Here is a 17,873-nt window from a genome sequence, read left to right as displayed (position 1 = left end):
CCGTGCGCCCCGCGCGTCAGGCGACGTGGCCGTCGGGGCGCACCAGCACCCTGCGTACGGCGCTCCACCCCGGGCCGGCGTCCACCAGGCGCACGGTGTGGCGGCGGGTGCCGGGCGGCAGCGGCCGGCCGGCAGGCACCGCGTCGGCGCCTTCGTGGCCGTCGAGTTCGAGCAGCAGGTGCCTGCCGTCCCGCAGCAGTGCGAAGAGACCGGTCCCGTCCGCGAAGGCCAGGTCCGGAGCCCGGCTGCCGCTCAGCGGGTGGGCGGCGCCCGGATCGGCCGGCGGGTAGTGGACGGCGAGGGCGCTGAGGCGTTCGGCGAGAGCGCGCGAGAAGTCCGGGACGGTGCCGATCAGTTCGGACAGGACGTCGCGCAGTGCCTGGCCCTCGGGTGAGTAGCCGGTCATGAGGGCGGTCTGCGCCCGGGTGGAGGCGAGCAGGTCCGCGCCGACGGGGTGGCGTTCGGCGTGGTAGGTGTCCAGCAGCCCTTCGGGGGCGGTGCCGAGCACCGTCGCGGCCAGCTTCCAGGCGAGGTTGGTGGCGTCCTGGAAGCCGACGTTGAGTCCCACGCCTCCGGCGGGGAAGTGCATGTGCGCCGCGTCGCCGGCGAGCAGGACACGACCCTTGCGGTAGGCGGCGGCCTGGCGCGTGGCGTTTCCGAACCGGGAGAGCCAGCGGGGGTCGCGCATGCCGAAGTCGTCGCCCAGGACGCGTCGGGTCCGCTCGCGCAGCTCCTCCAGGGTCAGCTCTCCCGGGTGGTCGACGCCTCGGTCCTGCGGGGTGTGGCCCACGAAGCGGGTGACCCCGCCCGGCATGGGCACCGCCATGATTCCCCCGTCCGGCCCCGAGGCGCTGAGCGGCAGCGCCGGGGACCGGTCGAGGACGACGTCGCCGAGCCAGCCCCAGACGGTCGCGTCCGTGCCGGGGAAGTCGATGCCCGCGGCCCGGCGGACCCGGCTGCGGGTGCCGTCGCAGCCCACGACGTAGCGCGCCCGCAGGACGTACGCCCCCTCCGGCCCCTCCGCCCGCACCCGTACGGCGTCCGGCGTCTGCTCCAGGTCCGTCACCCGGTGCCCGCGCAGGACGCGGGCGCCCAGGGACAGCGCGTGGCCCTCGAGGAGGGCCTCGGTGCGCGCCTGCGGCAGGAACAGGGTGAAGGGGTAGGGGGTGTCCAGGACCTTGAAGTCCATACGCGATTCCAGGGAGCCGAAGTGCCCCGTGGGCACCGGCACACCCTCGTCGACGAAGGTGTCCGCGAGGCCTCGCATGCCCAGGATCTCCAGGGTCCGGGGATGGAGGGTGAGCGCCTTGGAGTGCGGGTCGCGTTCCGTACGGGCCTCCAGCACGGTCACCGGGACGCCCTGCAGCCTCAGTTCCGCCGCCAGCCACAGCCCGGTGGGCCCGGCTCCGACCACGACGACCTCTTCGGTCTTGTCCATGCTCTCCCTCTCCTCCACGACGCCTCTTCTTGGTCACTGACCAACGCGACTCCTCGAACTAAACTAGGTCAGTGACCAAAAAGCAAACGCATCCCACCCCCCGCACCCGCCTGACCCCGGCCGCCGTCGTGGACGCGGCCCTGCGCCTGCTCGACGAGTCGGGTCTGGAGGCCGTCACCACGCGCGCCGTCGCCGACCGGATCGGCGTACGCATGAACACGGTGCTGTGGCACGTGAAGACCAAGACACGGCTGCTGGAACTCATGGCCGACGCCGTCGCCGGCACGATCGGCTACGAGGGGCTGCCCGAGGACGCGGGCGAGCGGGCCCGCGAGCTGATGCGCCGCTACCGCCGCTCCCTGCTCGCCCACCGCGACGGCGCCGCGCTCGTGGCCGGCACCTATGCCCCGGATCCGCACACGCTGCGCTTCGCCGACACCCTCGTGGGCACCCTGGCGGACCACGAGGCCACCGGGGAGACGGCGGCCTGGACCCTGTACGCCCTCGTCTACTTCACCCTGGGCCTCACCCAGGAGGAGCAGGCCGCGGGCCAAGCGGAGGAGCACCGCCTGCGCGAGGCGGTCGCGTCCGGCCCGTATCCCGCGCTCGCCGCGACGCTCGACACCCTGACCAGCCACACCTTCGACGCCCGCTTCGAGGACGGCATCACCCGCATCCTCGGCGGCGCCGGTTCCGGGCGGCGATGACGTCGCGCGGTCTGTCGCGGGCGCGACCTCCTCAATAGCCTGGTGGTGCAAGGCCGTTGTCGACCGAGGAGTCCCATGTCCACCGCGCAGCAGGTCCCCGACATCCTCTCACCCGAGTTCGCGGCGAACCCGTATCCCGTCTACCGGATGATGCGGGACAGCGCACCCCTCATCCGCCACGAGGCCACGCAGAGCTGGATCGTCTCGCGCTACGAGGACGTGGAACGCGTCTTCAAGGACCGGGGCGGGCAGTTCACCACCGAGAACTACGACTGGCAGATCGAGCCCGTGCACGGCCGGACGATCCTTCAGCTGAGCGGCCGCGAGCACGCGGTCCGGCGCGCGCTGGTCGCTCCGGCCTTCCGCGGGGCCGATCTCCAGGACCGGTTCCTGCCGGTGATCGAACGCAACTCCCGTGAGCTGATCGACGCGTTCCGGCACACCGGCCGCGCCGACCTGGTCGCCGACTACGCGACCCGGTTCCCGGTCAACGTCATCGCGGACATGCTGGGCCTGGACAAGGCCGACCACGACCGGTTCCACGGCTGGTACACGTCGGTCATCGCCTTCCTGGGCAACCTCTCCGGTGACGCCGCGGTCGCGGAGGCCGGTGCGCGCACCCGGGTGGAGTTCGCCGAGTACATGTTCCCGATCATCCAGGAGCGCCGCGAGAACCCGGGCGAGGACCTGCTGTCCACCCTGTGCGCCGCGGAGGTCGACGGGGTCCGGATGAGCGACGAGGACATCAAGGCGTTCTGCAGTCTGCTGCTCGCGGCGGGCGGCGAGACCACGGACAAGGCGATCGCGAGCATCTTCGCCAACCTGCTGGCCCACCCCGAGCAGTTGGCGGCCGTCCGTGCGGACCGGAGCCTGATTCCCCGTGCCTTCGCGGAGACGCTCCGCTACACCCCGCCCGTCCACATGATCATGCGGCAGACGGCGACCGAGGTCACGCTCAGCGGCGGCACCATACCGTCCGGTGCCACGGTCACGTGTCTGATAGGCGCGGCCAACCGGGACGAGAGCCGCTACCGCGACCCGGACCGTTTCGACATCCTCCGCGACGACCTGACCACGACGACCGCCTTCTCGGCCGCCGCCGACCACCTCGCCTTCGCGCTCGGCCGGCACTTCTGTGTCGGGGCGCTGCTGGCGAAGGCCGAGGTGGAGACCGGGGTGGGACAGCTCCTGGACGCCCTGCCCGACCTGCGGCCGGACGACGGATTCGACGTGGTGGAGCAGGGCGTGTTCACCCGGGGCCCGCAGTCGCTGCCGGTGCGGTTCACGCCCACGGCCTGACGGCCGGCGCGGCCCGTCAGGGCACGACGGGCGTGAAGAGGGCGGGCAGGGTTGTCAGTCCGCGCATCCAGATGGACGGACGCCAGGTCAACTCCCCCGGTTCGACCTCGAGTACGAGGTCGGGGAGGCGTTCCAGCAGGGTCTCGACCGCGGTGCGGGCGACGACGTCGGCGAGCAGCGGGGCGGGGTAGGGGCACCGGTGCTCGCCGTTGCTGAAGGACAGGTGCGCGGAGTTCTCGGCACCGACGTGCGCCTCGGGCCACAGCTGCGGGTCGGTGTTGGCCGCGGCCAGGCCGAGGACGAGGCAGTCGCCGGCCCGGATCTGCCGGCCGCCCAGCTGGATGTCGTTGACGGCCCAGCGGCCGATGAAGTTCTGCGTGGGGGTGTCCAGCCACAGGACCTCGTTGAGTGCCTCGCCCACGCTGAGCCGGCCGCCCGAGACGTTCAGGGCGAAGCGTTCGTCGGTGAGCAGCAGCCTGAGCGTGTTGCCGATCCAGTTGGCGGTGGGCTGCTGGGCGGCGGCGATGACGGAGATCAGGTCCTGGACGGTCTCCTCGTCACTCAGCCCGGCCGGGTGGGTGAGCATCCGTGAGGTGACGTCGGGTCCCGGCCGTTCGCGCTTGTGCCGGACCAGCCGGTGGATGCGCTCGCCCACGCGCGTGTACGCCGCGACCGGGTCGTCCCCCTCGGCCGCGTCGAGGGAGATGCGCAGGTCCTCGACGAGCGCTTGCGTCTCGGCGCCGCTGTGCGGCATCCCGCACATGCGCACGGCGGCACGCATCGGCAGGGGGTGCGCGTAGCAGCTCATCAGCTCGGCCCGGCCGCTGCCGGCGAAGGAGGCGATGAGCCGGTCGGCGAGCTGTCGGCAGTCCCGGGCCAGCTCGAACTGGTCGATGCCCGACAGTGCCTGGGTGATGACGCCGGCCCGTCGCCGGTGTTCCTCGCCCTCGGTGAACAGGACCGACGGCTGGTGGCCGACGTAGGGCATCAGTGGCCAGTCGGGCGGGATGCGGTCCCACTGGTTCCAGCGGCGCGAGTCGCGGGCGAACAGCTCGTCGTGGCTGGTCACATAGCTGACCTCGGGGTAGCCGAGGACCAGCCAGGCGGGGACGCCCCCGTCCAGGAGTACGGGCGCGACGGCACCGTGCTCGCCCCGCAGCCCGCGGTACAGCTCCGACGGCGTCTGCTGGTACTCCAGTCCGGCCAGCGGTACGGCGTCCGGGTGCGCGGGGCAGGCCGGCACGGCGGTGCGGTGGGGTGCGGGGTCGATGTCGGTCACGATGCGCTCTCCTGGGCCAGGGCCAGTTGGTAGAGGTGGTCCACGAGGGTGACCAGCACGTTCTTGCCCGACGTCCGCACCCGCGCGTCGCAGTCGATCAGTGGCACGCGGTCGGGCAGCGCGAGTGCCAGTCGGATCTCGTCCAGGGAGTGCCGGGCGGAGTCGTCGTCGAAGCGGTTGACGGCGACCACGAACGGGGTCCGGTGGTGTTCCAGCCGGTCTATCGCGTACCAGGAGTCGTCCATCCGGCGGGTGTCGACGAGGACGACCGCGCCCAGGGTGCCGGAGAACAGCCGGTCCCACAGGAACCAGAAGCGTTCCTGTCCGGGGGCGCCGAACAGGTACAGCACCATGCGGTCGTTGAGGCTGATCCGGCCGAAGTCGAAGGCCACGGTCGTGGTGGTCTTCGCGGTGACCTCGCCGGTCTCGTCGACGCCGACTCCGGCCTGGGTCATCACCTCTTCGGTGTTGAGCGGCCGGATCTCGCTGACGGAGCGGACGAGGGTGGTCTTGCCGACCCCGAAGCCGCCCACGACGACGATCTTCAGCCCGGTCTCCGCGGCGTCGGTCAGGGGCTTGCGGCCGGATGCCGTGGTGACCTCGGAGGCCGTGGCGGCTTCGGAGGCCGTCGGGTCAGAGGTTGCGGAGCCCATGGAGCACCTCCTGGAGAAGGGCGGTATCGGGGTGCGACGCGGCGGACTGCCCCAGGCGCGGGTGGCGGGCGGTGATCGTTCCGGTGGCGAGCAGGTCGCCGAGCAGGATGCGGACCACCGTGATCGGCAGGGCCAGCTCGGCGGCGAGTTCCACCACGGCCGTGGGGTGGCGGCACAGGTCGAGGATGCGGACGTGTTCCGACTGCATGCCGGCCGACGGCCGGCACTCGGCGACCACCAGGGTGACGAGGTCGAACGAGTCGTCGGCGCGGCTGCGTCCGCCCGTGACCGTGTAGAGCCGGTCGGGTGCGCCGGTGTCCACGGGCCTGCGTGTCACGACGTACTGCTCCCGGGGACGGCGTGGCGCGGCTCGGCCCGCAGGTGCTCACCGATCTGGTCGACCATCTCGGTCATCTGGTGGCCGACCACGCCCGGGTCGGCGTCCTCCACCGCGACGACGGCGAGGTGCGCGCCCTGGCCGGCCTCCACGATGAACAGCAGTCCGCCGTGGAACTCGGTCATGGAGTGCCGCACGCCGCCGGTCCCGTTGCCGAACTCGACGGAGGCGCCCTGGGCGAGGGCCTGGATGCCCGAGCAGATCGCGGCGAGCTGGTCGGCCCGGTCCAGGGTGAGGTGTTCGGTCCAGCAGAGCTTGAGGCCGTCCCGGGAGAGGACGAGGGCGTGGCGGGTGCCGGGGGTACGGTCCAGGAGGTTCTGCAGGAGCCAGGTGAGGCTGTTGTCGGTGGTCTGCATGATGGGTGAGGGGACGGTGGTTCCTGGTTGTGCGGTCACCGGCCCGTTCCTCCAATCTCACGAGCGACACGAGCAAATGGGGGCGAGGGGCGCCTTGCGCGCCGTGCGGTGCGGGGGCGGCCTAGCCCGGGGCGGGCGGTTCGGGCGCCTGCGGCCCACCGCCCGCCCCGGCCCGGCGGCCGCGGTGGAAGGCGCCGAAGCTGGCCCCGGCGTCCCGGGACGCGGTCGCCGCCCGGTCGTCGGGCTGCCGGGGCGGGTCGCGGCGCTCGCGCTCGGCCTCGGCCATCGTGCGGCCCGGAGAGCGCACGGGCAGGCCGCCCGGTGTGGCGGCAGCGGGTGCCGGCCGCGCCGTCTGCTCGGGCGGCTCGGCCCGTTCCGCCTGTCGCGCGTCCGGGACGCGACGCGCGGACGCCGGGGCCTCCGCCGCGGGTGCGGGGCCGGGCATGACGGAGCCTCCGCCGAACGTGCGACCGGTCAGGGCCGGTCCGGGTTCCCGCTGCTGTGCCAGGAGTTGGGGTGGTACGAGGACGACGACGCCGGTCCCGCCGCGTGAGGAGGGCCGGTAGCTGACGCCGACGCCGTACTTGGCGGCCAGCCGTCCGACCACGGCGAGGCCGAGGCGCGTGCCCTGCAGCGAAGCCAGGTCGGTCGTCCGCCCCGACACGGCCTCTTCGGCGTGGCGCATGGCCGCGTCGGCCATCTTCAGTCCGCTGTCCTCGATCGTGATGACGATTCCGGCGGTACGTTCCTCCACGTAGACGTGGACCTCGTCGATGGGCGGCGAGAAGTTGGCAGCGTTGTCCATGAGTTCGGCGAGCAGGTGCATGACGCCCTCCGCCGCGTGGCCGGAGATCGCGGCGCCGGTGGAGCAGTGCATCCGGACCCGCTGGTAGGCGGCGATCCGGCCGACGGCACCGCGCAGGATGCTTTCCATCACGATGGGCTTGTTCCAGGCCCGGCTGGAGCGTCCGCCCATCAGGAGGGCCAGGCGGTCGGTGATGAGGCCGAGCTGCGAGGTGCCGTGGTCGAGCCGCAGCAGATCGCCCAGGACGTCCTCGCCGTGACGATCCTGCATGTCCCTCAGGTCGGCGAGCATGCTGACGGCCTTGGCCTGGACGCGGCTGAGGGACTTGGCGGAGGCGGCCTGCGCGGCGGCGGTGCGCCGTTCGCTGTGGGCCAGTTCCCGGACGAACAGCTCGGCGCAGGCGCGCGGTTGCGGTTCTCGTGGCCATTCCAGCTCGGCGAGGACGATGTCCGCCGAGGTTCCGTCCCGCAGCTTCTCCACCGCGGCGGGCAGGGTGCTGCCCGTCAGGTGTTCCAGTTCGGCGGCGCTGCGGCGGGTCTCCTGAAGCACCTGCCGACGCCGGGACTCGGCGTCCGCGGCGTGCCGTACGGCGTCCTCCACCAGGAGGGCGAAGCCCTGTGCGACCTGACGCAGGTGTGGACCGGAGGCGGGCGCGGTGTTGGCGACGGCCTCGTCCGCGCCGGTGCCGTCACGCACCTGCTGCGCGATGCCCGGCAGTGCGACGTTGACCAGGTGCGCGAGGGCGGCGTTCTCCTGCGCGAGCCGTGCCTTGAGGGCGCTGATCTCGGTGCGCCGGTCCGCCGCGGTCCGGCGTGCCCGCCCGACCAGGTGGGAGCCGAGGACGACGGACACGGCGACGCACAGCCAGGACGTCACCGCGAGGGTCGCGGTCCAGCTCCGGGCGGCCTCGGGAGCCGCCGCCCAGGCGGCGCCCACCGCCGCGGCGGCGGCCGGCAGCACGAGCAGGGGGATGGCTGGGGTGGAGCGGCGGGGTTTCTGCGTCCTGGGCGGGGTGGGGGGTGCAGACACTGACATTCCGCGGTCCCTCGGGTCCTTGAGAGCGGGGAAAAGGCCGGTCGACTTGGGTCGGCCACGGGCCGGAGCCGTCCCACCGAGTGCGTGGTGATCACTCCGGCGGGCTTGCGGCTCATGCTAGTCATCGGGTTGGGCGCGCATGCCGGACCGGCCACAGACCCCACCGAGGAGCGAACTTCACCGACATCTCGCCATTCGAACGCACCGATGTGGTACGGGCGTTCTGGGTGAGACGGGTGTTCCGGTGCGGCGGCGGTTCAGTCGGCCAGATGCCGCGCGAGTGTCTGCGCGACCTCCCGCGCGGCCGGGGCGGTCCATCGCCGACGGTGGCGGGCGAGCCGAACCGGCACGTCGGGGAAGCCGGGTCCGTCGAGCTTCACCAGTCGGCCCCGCCGCAGTTCCTCCGCCACCGTGGTCAGCGGCAGCAGGGCCAGTCCCAGACCGGCCGCCACGCAGTTGCGCGCGGCGTCCACGCTGCCGAACCTGGTCAGCCTCGGCCGCCCGTCCGGCACCTCGAGCAGCCGGCGGGCCAGCGCGTCGCTGTAGGAGCAGCCCTCCTCCAGCAGGAAGAAGCTCTCCGGCGCGAGGTCCGGCCAGCTCACCGCCCGCTCCCGGGCGGCCAGGGGGTGTTCGGGAGCGGAGACGAGGGCGAGCGGCTCGCGGCCGACCGGTGCGGCCGTCACGTCGGGGAACTCCGCCTCCTCCTCCAGCAGCAGTGCCAGGTCGAGGCGTCCGGACCGCAGTCCCCCCACGCACTCCTCGGTCCCGGCCGCGTAGAGGTGGACGTCCACCTCGGGGTGGTCGGCGCGCAGCGCGGCGACGACACCGGGCAGCCGGCTCGCGCACAGGGATTCCGGGCTGCCGACCACCACCCGTCCCGACACGACGCCGGTGTCGTCGCTCCCGGCCCGCAGCCGTGCCATGGCGTCGAGCACCTCCTCGGCCTGCTCCAGGAGGCGGCCGCCGGTGTCGGTGAGCAGCGCGCCGGTGGGCAGGCGGTCGAAGAGCCGGACGCCGAGGTCCCGTTCCAGGGTGCGGATGTGCACGGTGACCGTGGACTGGGCCAGGTGCAGTTCGGCCGCGGCGGCGGTGAAGCTGCCCGTGCGGGCGAGCACGGTGAAGGTCGTCAGCAGTCGGGTGTCCACGCGGCCAGCCTATTCGTAAACTCGATGGGCAGCATCGAAATCGATCGTTGGACACGATCGGTACCGGGTGGCAGCGTGTCCGCCATGACCAGCGACGCGACGGGAACGAGCCCTGTGGACGACCGGGAAGAGCGATCCGGGCCGACGACCGGAACCGGGAGCGGGACCGGGAGCGGGACCGGGAGCGGCATCGAGATCCTGCGCTACTCGGCCTTCACCCACGTCCCCGCGGGCGGGAATCCGGCCGGGGTGGTCCTGGACGCCTCCGCACTCGACGCCGCGCGGATGCGGGCGATCGCCGCCGAGGTGGGCTACTCCGAGACCGCCTTCGTCACCGGCGGCGACGTGGAGAGTCGGCGGTTCGGGGTCCGCTACTTCAGTCCGCTCGCCGAGGTGGCGTTCTGCGGGCACGCGACGGTCGCGCTGGCCGTCGCCCTCGCCGAGCGGCTGGGACCCGGCGAGATCGTCCTCGACACGCCCGCCGGCGAGATCCCCGTGTCCACGACGGCCGACGGGACCGGAGCGGTGCGGGCCACCCTCACCAGCGTGCCGACGCGTTCGCGTCCGGCTCTCGCCTCGGGACTCGATCCCGCGCTCCGGGCGCTCGGCTGGACGCCCGCCGATCTGGATCCGGCGCTGCCCGCCCACGTGGCGTTCGGCGGCAACGACCATCTCGTGCTCGCCGCGGCGTCCCGGGCGCGGCTGGCGGACCTCGACTACGACTTCGACGCACTCGACGAGGTCATGCGGCGGCACGGCTGGACGACGGTGGACCTGGTGTGGCGCGAGTCGGCGGAGCGCTTCCACGCCCGCAACCCGTTCCCCGTGGGTGGCGTCGTGGAGGACCCGGCGACGGGCGCGGCGGCCGCGGCGTTCGGCGGGTACCTCCGCGAGCTGGGTCTGGTCACCGGCCCGGGCACGATCGCGATCCGCCAGGGTGAGGACATGGGCCGCCCCAGCGAGCTGCTGATCGACGTGAGCCCGCTGGACCCGCGCACCCGGGTGACCGGACAGGCGGTGCCCATCCCGTAGGCACGTCGGCCCGTTGCGGGGGCGTCAGGGCGTCGGTCCGGTCGCTTCCGGCAGCGGTGTGTGCAGGGTGCCGTCGAGCAGCATGCGCAGGGCCCAGGTCCGGCGCAGCTCCGGCGTGCCGGAGAGCAACTGGTCGGCCCGTGCGGCGACGTTGGGGTGCTCCTGCGGTGAGGCGTCGCGCAGGGCTTCGGTCAGCCCGCTCCACTCCTCGTCGGCGTGCGGCGACTGGGCGCGGGTGGACTGCTCCGCCGCGCCGGCCGTGGCCACGAGGAGCAGTACGTCCACGCCCCAGGCCGCCCGGTCGTCCGGGACGCCGCCCTCCTTCAGCAGGGACAGCAGCCCTTCGAGCAGGTTGAGGAAGTTCGGTCCGAACGGGCGGGCGGAGACCGCGCTGCGGGCGAGGCCGGGGTGCTGGTAGAGGACGTCCTCGTAGGAGCCGAGGACAGCCTCGACGCGTTCGCGCCAGTCCCCCGCCGCGCGCACCGGGCCCAGGTCGACCTCGCCGAGGAACTCGTCCAGCACCGCTGCGTGCAGCTCCGCGGTGCTGGCGACGTACACGTACAGCGAGGCCGGCCCGGTGTCGAGTTCCTGGGCCAGGCGCCGCATGGTCACCCGCTGCAGGCCCTCGGCACGCAGGACACGCACCGCGGTCGCGACGATGCCCTCCCGGGTGAGGGCGGGTTTGGCGGGGCGTTCCCGGCGACCGGGCCGGGGGTTTCGAGCAGCAGGCATGCGCTCACGCTAGCGAACACGTTCGGCCAGGGGCAAAGGCCGCCCAGGTGCCGGCCCGAGGGACGAACTTGTTCGTTACGAACATGTTCGTTACGCTGGTGGTGCAAGCGCGGGAGCGGAAGCGACGCCAGGAGGCGGATCGTCATGAAGGACCACCAGCCCGTATCGATCATCGGAGCCGGCCTCGGGGGGCTCACCCTGGCCCGAGTGCTGCACACGCACGGCATCACGGCCGTCGTCCACGAGGCGGAGGCCTCGCGCCGGGTCCGCACCCAGGGCGGCATGCTCGACATCCACGCCGAGAGCGGCCAGGCCGCCCTGCGCGCGGCCGGGCTGTACGAGGAGTTCCGCGCACTCGTCCACCCCGGCGGCGAGGCCGTCCGGGTCCTCGACAAGCACGGCACGGTGCGCTGGGAGGAGGCCGACGACGGCACCGGCGGCCGGCCCGAGGTCGACCGGGGCCAGCTGCGCGACCTGCTGCTCGACTCCCTGCCCGAGGGCACCGTCCGCTGGGGCCACAAGGTCACCGGCGCCCGGCCGCTGGACGGCGGCCGCCACGAGGTGGCCCTGGCCGACGGCTCCTCGTTCACCACCGGCCTGCTCGTGGGGGCCGACGGCGCCTGGTCGCGGATCCGCCCGCTGCTCTCCCCCGCCGGGCCCGGGTACACCGGTGTCTCGTTCGTCGAGGCGGACCTGCGGGACGCGGACGTCCGTCACCCCGCCGGCGCGGCCGTCGTCGGCGGCGGCATGCTCTTCGCGCTGGGCGACGGCCGGGGCTTCCTCGGCCACCGCGAGACGGATGGCAGCCTGCACGTCTACATCGCGGTGCGGACCGGTGAGGAGTGGCTCGACTCCATCGACTTCTCCGACTCCGAGGCGGCCAAGGCGGCCGTGGTACGGCAGTTCGAGGGGTGGGACGAGAGCCTGACGGCCCTGGTCAGGGAGGCCGACGGCCCGCTGGTCCCCCGGAAGCTGCACGCCCTCCCGGTGGACCACCGCTGGCGGCGCGTCCCGGGCGTGACCCTGCTCGGCGACGCCGCACACCTGATGTCGCCGTTCGCCGGTGAGGGCGCCAACCTGGCCATGCTCGACGGCGCCGAGCTCGCGCGGGCCGTCGTCGAGCACGGCGACGACACCGAGAAGGCGCTCGCCGCGTACGAGCAGGATCTGTTCCCGCGCAGCGCGGAGATGGCCGAGGGATCCGCGGCGAGCCTGGAGCTGTGCTTCGGACAGGCGGACCCCGTCGCCGGCCTGCTCGCCCTCTGGTCGCAAGGACCGGCAACACCGTCTGGGTCACTGTGAGGTGCGGCGGGGCGTGACACCGGATCATATGGGTGCCATGCGCAGACCCATAGCCGTGGCATCACGCCACTCACGCCTGCTCACGTCAGGCGTCCTCCTCGCCGCCCAGTCACTCCTCCTGACCCTGTCCGCGGTCCCGGCCTCGGCCTCGGGCCCCGCCGACGACACCCGGACTCCGGTCCGCGGTTCCGCCTACATGGGCAGAGGCGTTCTCGCCCACGAAGGGATCCAGGGCCGTCCCGTCGGCACCCGGGTCGCCCAGACCGAAGGGGTGGACGTCTCCAGCCATCAGGGCAACGTCGCCTGGTCGACCCTCTCGAAAAGCGGAGTGAAGTGGGCCTATGTGAAGGCCACCGAGGGAACCTCCTACCGCAACCCCTACTTCGCCCAGCAGTACGGCGGTTCCTACGACGTCGGCATGATCCGCGGCGCGTACCACTTCGCGACCCCTGACACCGCCGGCGGCGCCGCACAGGCCGACTACTTCGTCGACCACGGAGGCGCCTGGTCGAAGGACGGCAAGACGCTGCCGGGCGTCCTCGACATCGAGTACAACCCGTACGGTGACACCTGCTACGGCCGGACGTCGAGTCAGATGGTGAGCTGGATCAAGAACTTCCTGAACCGGTACAAGGAGCGCACCGGCCGCCACGCCACGATCTACACCTCCACCAACTGGTGGACGCAGTGCACCGGGAACTACAGCGGTTTCGGCGCGGACACCCCGCTGTGGATCGCCCGGTACGCCTCGACGGTGGGCCCCCTCCCGGCCGGCTGGGACTTCCACACGATGTGGCAGTACACCTCGACCGGACCGACCGTCGGAGACCACGACAAGTTCAACGGGGCACTGGACCGCGTCAAGGCTCTGGCCAACGGCTGACGCGGGCTCGCGGAGCGCCGGCCGCCCGATCAGCGGCCGGCGAGGGGGCCCAGGACGTCGGCGACCTGCTCACGCACCACGTCCCGGGCTCCGGGCGGCAGCGCGCCGATGTCCGTCCCCTCCAACGTGCCGAGCGCCTCCTCGGCACCCGCGTCGCACGTGGTGGTCTCGCTGATCACCTCGTAGCCGTCGCGGACGGCGACGCGCAGCCGACGCCGGCCCTCGCCGTCGGCGTGTACGGCGGTGGCGACGACCAGGGGTGGTGGCCCGCCGGCCACCGCGGGCTGCTTGCGGTATCCACTGGCCAACGGGGTGTGCCAGCGCAGGCCGAGCAGCAGGTGACGCTTCGCCATCACCTCGGCCAGGTCGGTCTCGTAGGCCCGGTCGGGGCCCAGCACCGTGGCGCGGGCGTCCAGTACGAGCGCCGCGGGCAGCAGGCAGCGCAGGCTGCTGCCGACGAGGTTGCCGCCGACCGTGGCCGTCCGGCGTACGGCTCCGGTCCCCACCGAGCCCGCGGCCTCGCGCAGTACCACCGGCACGCGGTCGTCTATGCGGTGCAGCACGACGGCCGCGCCCATCGACTCGGGTTCGACGGCGGTCGCCTCCGGCAGGTCGCGCAGCGACATGGCCAGTTCCGGGAAGCCGTCGCGTTGCCAGGTGGCCCACACGAGGGTGGCCCCGCCGATGGGCACCGCCCCCTGCGCCATGCACTCCTGTGCTTCGGACACGGACGTGGGCAGACGCAACAGCATGGCTCGACCTGCTTCCCGGGAAGCGGCGGTCGGACGACGCCGCGTCTCCCGCCGCGTGATCACGGACACTGGGATTGTCCGTACCGCGGAGGGGGCGCGTACAGGGCTCACACCATTCTCGTATGCGCCCTCCGCGCGCCGGACCGTGCCCCGGCCCGTCATCCCAGCGCGGCGAGGAACTCCAGCAGCGCGGCGTTGAAGCGGTCGGTCTGCTCGGCGCCGGGGAGATGACCTGCCTTCTCGACGACGGTCAGGGTGGAGTGCGGGACCAGGCGGTGGATGGACTCCGCCTCAGCCACGGAGGTATAGACGTCGTCCGCGCCGACGACGACCAGGACGGGGGCTTCCACGGTGGCCAGGACGTCCCGGTAGTCGGGGCGTTCGGCCCGGCCGCGCAGGGCCGCCGCCGCGCCGCGGGGGTCGGTGGCGCACATCATCTCGAGCACGCGGGCGGCCACATCCGGCATCCCGGTGACGTTGTAGGCGGCGAGCATCTTGTCGATGACCTCGTGCGCGTATCCGTCCATGCCCTCGGCGAGGAGTCTGTCGGCCAGTCGGTTGCGGAACTCCCTGCCCTCGGCGGTCTCGGCGGGCGCGGAGGTGTCGGACAGGACCAGTGCGCGGACCCGCCGGGGGTGGCGGCGCTGGAACTCCATGGCGATCTGCCCGCCCATGGAGACGCCGCCGACCACCGCACGCTCGAGGCCCAGGTGGTCCAGGAGCGCGGCGAGGTCGTCCGCGAAGTCGGCGAGCAGCACCTTGCCCGGGCTCACGCCGCTGCGGCCGTAGCCGCGCAGGTCGGGGGCGACGACCCGGTGACCGGCCGCCGTCAGCGCCGCGGCCTGTGGCGCCCACAGGGTGCGGTTGAAGGGGTGACCGTGGATCAGGAGAACCGGGAGCCCGGTGGTGGGGCCGAGGTCGTCGTAGTCGATCGTGGCGCCGCGCACGGTGATCGGGTTCATTCGGTGACCCTAACGGGAGAGCGGCCGGCCTCGGCGGGCGGCGGGCGGCCGTCTCACGGACCGAGCAGCGCGTCGGCCAGTTCGGCGCCCAGTTGCTCACCCTCCTTGCGGACCAGCGCGGGGACCTGCGCGTTCCACGCCGCCGCGGCACGGTCCAGGGCCTCGGCGAAGGCGCGCCGGGCCCGGCGCCCCAGGACCGCCGTCGCGACGGGGACGAGCGGGCGGGCGAAGGAGCGTCCCCTCGCCCGTGCCTTCACCGTCACCTGCCACCGCCCGTCGGGCGCGCGGCGCGGCACGACCGTCACGGTGACGCGGGCCAGTGTGTGCGTCAGGGTGCCGCTCAGGGGCGCGCGGGAAGGGGCCGGACGGTGGCTCGCCGCCCGCGACCACCATCTGTCGAGGTCGAGGTGCAGTTGCCCGCTGCCGCCGAGGTACTTCGCCCGCTTGCCGCCGCTCGGGCCCAGTGTCGTCGACAGCGACGCCTGTCGTGGCCGTGCGGCGCTCGTGAGCCGCAGGACGCAGACCAGTTGTCCGCGGTGGGCCGGGTCGTCGTCGAGGGTGACGACCTCCAGCGCCGTCTCCCGGTGGCGGTCCCAGGCGAGGACGGTGACGCTCTGGTCGGCGTCCGCTTCCCCGTCCTTCCCGTTCACGGGCCGGTACTGCGCGCCCGGCCGCAGATGCCGCCCCTGGGCCAGCACCAGGCCGGGCAGCGGGCGTCCGTCGGACAGCCTGAGACCCGCTCCCCCGGCGTCCGTGCCCTCCGCGAGGTCGTGCAGCGCGGCGACGCACGACTCCAACCAGCGGCGGGGCACGGGGGCGAGAGTCACGGTGTGCTGGAAACGGGCCATGGGCCCAGGATGGACGCCCGAAGGGCACCGGGTCACGGGTGCGGCCGGGCAGTGAGGGGACGGTGTTGGCTGCCGGATTCCGGAGTCCTTCGTCGCGCGGCGCCCGGAGGCCTCGGTGCCGCTACGCCCGGGGACGCCAGGCGACGAAGACGAACTCCCGGCCCTCGCGGTCGGGGGCGCCGCGCACCTCCCGTACGGCGTAACCCTGTTCGACCAGGTCCGCCTCCACCTCCTCCCGCTCGCGAAAGCGCAGCGTCGAGTCGGAGGTCAGCACCTCGCCGTCCGCGGGGAAGACGTAGGTCCACCGGAAGGTGACCAGCGGGCCGCTCACGTCCAGCAGCCGGCACCAGCTCTCGACGGTGCCCGTACCGGGGAACTCCGCGACCTGGTGCGTGTGCTCGCGGGTCCACTTCTCCCAGGCGCGCCGGGCCGGGTCCCGTGTCTCGAAGACCAGGTGCCCGCCGGGCCGCAGGGCCTCGTACGCACCGCGCAGCGTCCCCTGCCAGGAGGACCGGTCGGTGATCGCCTGGGCGACGTTCGCCGTCATGGTCGCGAGGTCGACGCTCAGCGTGGGAAGCGAGGTGGCGTCGCCCTCGATCCAGCGCACCCGCTCGGCGCCCGTCCTGCCCCGGGCCACGCCGAGACTGGCCCCGGCGGGGTCGACGCCGACGACGTCCACGCCGCGACCGGCCAGCAGCAGGGCGAACACCCCGGTTCCGCAGCCGATGTCCAGCACGCTCCGTGCGCCGAACTCCTCGGCCATGCGCAGATACGGGTCGAGGTCGCCGCGATCGGTGTCGAACACGTCGTAGAGCGCGGCGAGCCGAGGATGCCGGAAGCACTCGTCAGCCATACGGCCGACGATAGCGGCGGGACTGACGGGGAAAACGGGTAGGCATGCGCGCACTCGTCATCAACTGCACCCTCAAGCCCTCCCCCAAGCCTTCGAACACCGAGGCCCTCGCCGCCACGGTCATCGCGGCTCTGAAAGGCCACGGGGCGGAGGTGGACGTCGTACGGGCCGTCGACCTGAACCTGAAACCGGGGGTCGAGACCGACATGGGCGACGGCGACGACTGGCCGGACGTGCACGAGAGGCTGCTGGCGTCGCAGATCCTGATCATCGCGTCGCCGACCTGGCTCGGCCGCCCCTCCTCCGTCGCCCAGCGGGTTCTCGAGCGCATGGACGCCATGCTCGGTGAGACCGACGACGAGGACCGTCCCGTCGCGTACAACCGCGTCGCCGGTGTCCTGGTCACCGGGAACGAGGACGGCGCCCACCACGTGATCAGCGAGATCAGCGGCGGACTCGCGGACATCGGCTACACCATCCCCGGCCAGGCCTGGACCTACTGGCACCTCGGCCCCGGGCCGGGTCCCGACTTCCTCGACGACGAGCGCGGCCACGACTGGTCGGTCTCCACCGGCCGGGCCATGGCGTCCAACCTCGTGCACGCGGCGCGTGCCCTCGGTGCGATGCCGCTGCCGGCCCCGCCGTCCTGATCCCGGCGCCGCCCGCGCATGTCTGCCGGGGCCGATGCGGGGCATTCGTGCACGAGCAATGACATACGCAACGCATGAGGAGCTGAGGTCCGCCATGACGCACGACCTGACCCCGAAGTACACGGTTCCCGGCATCGAGCGCGAGGCCGCCGGACGGCTGATCGGTGTGCTGCGGCTGCGCCTGCACGCCCTCAACGACCTGCACCTGACCCTCAAGCACGTGCACTGGAACGTCGTGGGCCCGCACTTCATCGCCGTGCACGAGATGATCGATCCGCAGGTCGACCAGGTGCGCGAGATGGCCGACGACGTCGCGGAGCGCATCGCCGCCCTCGGCGGGGTGGCCCAGGGCACTCCCGGCGCGCTGGTGGCCGAGCGGAAGTGGGACGACTACTCCATCGGACGGGCCGACGCCATCGCCCACCTCGGTGCGCTCGACCTGGTGTACACCGGCGTCGTCGAGGGCATGCGCGCGGCGGTCGAGGAGGCCGGCAAGATCGATACGGCCACGGAGGACCTCCTGATCGGCCAGCTCAGGGACCTGGAGCAGTTCCAGTGGTTCGTGCGGGCCCATCTGGAGAGCGCCGGCGGCACGCTGGCGACCGGGAGCGCGACGTCCGAGACCGAGGCGGCGGCACGCGGCGCGGAAGTCGCCTGAGGGGCGCGCCGTGACAGGGCACGGGGCCGACCGGACGCCTTGACGGCCCGGCCGGCCCGGCCCCGCCCCCGACGGGGCCCGCCGGCG

The 17,873-nt window shown here is 73.0% G+C and carries 19 protein-coding genes; 7 read left to right on the top strand and 12 right to left on the bottom strand.

The features are described from left to right. Positions 1-16: 16 nt before the first annotated feature. A complete protein-coding gene (locus tag ACGH7X_RS37010) occupies positions 17-1,438 on the bottom strand; it encodes an FAD-dependent monooxygenase (RefSeq protein ID WP_399894272.1) in 1,422 nt (473 codons plus the stop codon). 71 nt (positions 1,439-1,509) lie between these two features. On the opposite strand from ACGH7X_RS37010, the gene ACGH7X_RS37005 reads away from it, so the two are divergent. Together ACGH7X_RS37005 and ACGH7X_RS37000 are read left to right on the top strand one after the other, a co-directional pair. Beyond that, positions 1,510-2,145, top strand: coding sequence for a TetR/AcrR family transcriptional regulator C-terminal domain-containing protein (locus ACGH7X_RS37005; protein WP_399894269.1), 636 nt, complete (start codon positions 1,510-1,512; stop codon positions 2,143-2,145). 75 nt (positions 2,146-2,220) lie between these two features. Next, on the top strand, positions 2,221-3,444 hold the full coding sequence (locus ACGH7X_RS37000) for a cytochrome P450 (RefSeq protein WP_399894266.1): 1,224 nt from the start codon (positions 2,221-2,223) through the stop codon (positions 3,442-3,444). A gap of 16 nt (positions 3,445-3,460) precedes the next feature. Here the strand turns inward: ACGH7X_RS37000 and ACGH7X_RS36995 are convergent, their stop codons facing one another. From ACGH7X_RS36995 to ACGH7X_RS36970, 6 genes are all read right to left on the bottom strand, one after another. Continuing rightward, on the bottom strand, positions 3,461-4,723 hold the full coding sequence (locus tag ACGH7X_RS36995) for a cytochrome P450 (RefSeq protein ID WP_399894263.1): 1,263 nt from the start codon (positions 4,721-4,723) through the stop codon (positions 3,461-3,463). Beyond that, on the bottom strand, positions 4,720-5,376 hold the full coding sequence (locus ACGH7X_RS36990) for a GTP-binding protein (protein ID WP_399894260.1): 657 nt from the start codon (positions 5,374-5,376) through the stop codon (positions 4,720-4,722). Before ACGH7X_RS36990 ends, ACGH7X_RS36995 begins: the two co-directional genes overlap by 4 nt. After that, positions 5,357-5,713, bottom strand: a complete 357-nt coding sequence (locus tag ACGH7X_RS36985; RefSeq protein ID WP_399894257.1) for a DUF742 domain-containing protein — start codon at positions 5,711-5,713, stop codon at positions 5,357-5,359. The genes ACGH7X_RS36990 and ACGH7X_RS36985 overlap by 20 nt, the downstream gene beginning before the upstream one ends. Beyond that, positions 5,710-6,129 carry a roadblock/LC7 domain-containing protein gene (locus tag ACGH7X_RS36980; RefSeq protein ID WP_399897608.1) on the bottom strand — a complete coding sequence of 140 codons (420 nt, stop codon included), beginning with the start codon at positions 6,127-6,129 and terminating at the stop codon, positions 5,710-5,712. Before ACGH7X_RS36980 ends, ACGH7X_RS36985 begins: the two co-directional genes overlap by 4 nt. A 121-nt stretch (positions 6,130-6,250) precedes the next feature. Continuing rightward, a complete protein-coding gene (locus ACGH7X_RS36975) occupies positions 6,251-7,969 on the bottom strand; it encodes an ATP-binding protein (protein ID WP_399894254.1) in 1,719 nt (572 codons plus the stop codon). 257 nt (positions 7,970-8,226) lie between these two features. Beyond that, positions 8,227-9,114: a LysR family transcriptional regulator gene (locus tag ACGH7X_RS36970; protein ID WP_399894251.1), complete on the bottom strand. Its 888-nt coding sequence runs from the start codon at positions 9,112-9,114 to the stop codon at positions 8,227-8,229. 84 nt (positions 9,115-9,198) lie between these two features. Here ACGH7X_RS36970 and ACGH7X_RS36965 point away from each other — a divergent pair, with 84 nt between their 5' ends. Continuing rightward, a complete protein-coding gene (locus ACGH7X_RS36965; RefSeq protein ID WP_399894248.1) occupies positions 9,199-10,146 on the top strand; it encodes a PhzF family phenazine biosynthesis isomerase in 948 nt (315 codons plus the stop codon). 24 nt (positions 10,147-10,170) lie between these two features. Here ACGH7X_RS36965 and ACGH7X_RS36960 read toward each other — a convergent pair whose 3' ends face one another. After that, positions 10,171-10,878, bottom strand: coding sequence for a TetR/AcrR family transcriptional regulator (locus ACGH7X_RS36960; protein ID WP_399894245.1), 708 nt, complete (start codon positions 10,876-10,878; stop codon positions 10,171-10,173). A gap of 144 nt (positions 10,879-11,022) precedes the next feature. Here ACGH7X_RS36960 and ACGH7X_RS36955 point away from each other — a divergent pair, with 144 nt between their 5' ends. Beyond that, a complete protein-coding gene (locus ACGH7X_RS36955) occupies positions 11,023-12,180 on the top strand; it encodes an FAD-dependent oxidoreductase (protein ID WP_399894242.1) in 1,158 nt (385 codons plus the stop codon). Between the two features lie 37 nt (positions 12,181-12,217). Further along, the gene (locus tag ACGH7X_RS36950; RefSeq protein WP_399894239.1) at positions 12,218-13,063 is read left to right on the top strand and encodes a lysozyme; all 846 of its coding nucleotides are present in this window, start codon (positions 12,218-12,220) and stop codon (positions 13,061-13,063) included. Positions 13,064-13,092: 29 nt separating this feature from the next. Here ACGH7X_RS36950 and ACGH7X_RS36945 read toward each other — a convergent pair whose 3' ends face one another. The 4 genes from ACGH7X_RS36945 to ACGH7X_RS36930 form a co-directional block, all read right to left on the bottom strand. After that, positions 13,093-13,815, bottom strand: coding sequence for an FAD binding domain-containing protein (locus tag ACGH7X_RS36945; RefSeq protein ID WP_399894236.1), 723 nt, complete (start codon positions 13,813-13,815; stop codon positions 13,093-13,095). Positions 13,816-13,973: 158 nt separating this feature from the next. Beyond that, positions 13,974-14,777, bottom strand: a complete 804-nt coding sequence (locus ACGH7X_RS36940; protein WP_399894234.1) for an alpha/beta fold hydrolase — start codon at positions 14,775-14,777, stop codon at positions 13,974-13,976. Positions 14,778-14,830: 53 nt separating this feature from the next. Further along, a complete protein-coding gene (locus ACGH7X_RS36935; protein ID WP_399894231.1) occupies positions 14,831-15,625 on the bottom strand; it encodes a hypothetical protein in 795 nt (264 codons plus the stop codon). A 121-nt stretch (positions 15,626-15,746) separates the two neighbouring features. Continuing rightward, positions 15,747-16,478, bottom strand: coding sequence for a class I SAM-dependent methyltransferase (locus ACGH7X_RS36930; protein WP_399894228.1), 732 nt, complete (start codon positions 16,476-16,478; stop codon positions 15,747-15,749). Between the two features lie 44 nt (positions 16,479-16,522). Between ACGH7X_RS36930 and ACGH7X_RS36925 the strand changes: the two genes are divergently transcribed. Both ACGH7X_RS36925 and ACGH7X_RS36920 read left to right on the top strand, forming a co-directional pair. Continuing rightward, entirely contained in the window at positions 16,523-17,128 is a 606-nt protein-coding gene (locus ACGH7X_RS36925) for a flavodoxin family protein (RefSeq protein WP_399894225.1), read from the top strand. A gap of 94 nt (positions 17,129-17,222) precedes the next feature. Further along, positions 17,223-17,786: a Dps family protein gene (locus ACGH7X_RS36920; RefSeq protein ID WP_399894222.1), complete on the top strand. Its 564-nt coding sequence runs from the start codon at positions 17,223-17,225 to the stop codon at positions 17,784-17,786. Positions 17,787-17,873 lie beyond the last annotated feature (87 nt).

Source organism: Streptomyces sp. BBFR51 (assembly GCF_044591655.1).
Lineage (GTDB): Bacteria > Actinomycetota > Actinomycetes > Streptomycetales > Streptomycetaceae > Streptomyces.
Note: the sequence above shows the minus strand (reverse complement) of the source record. Positions and strands in the feature narration are given on the sequence as shown.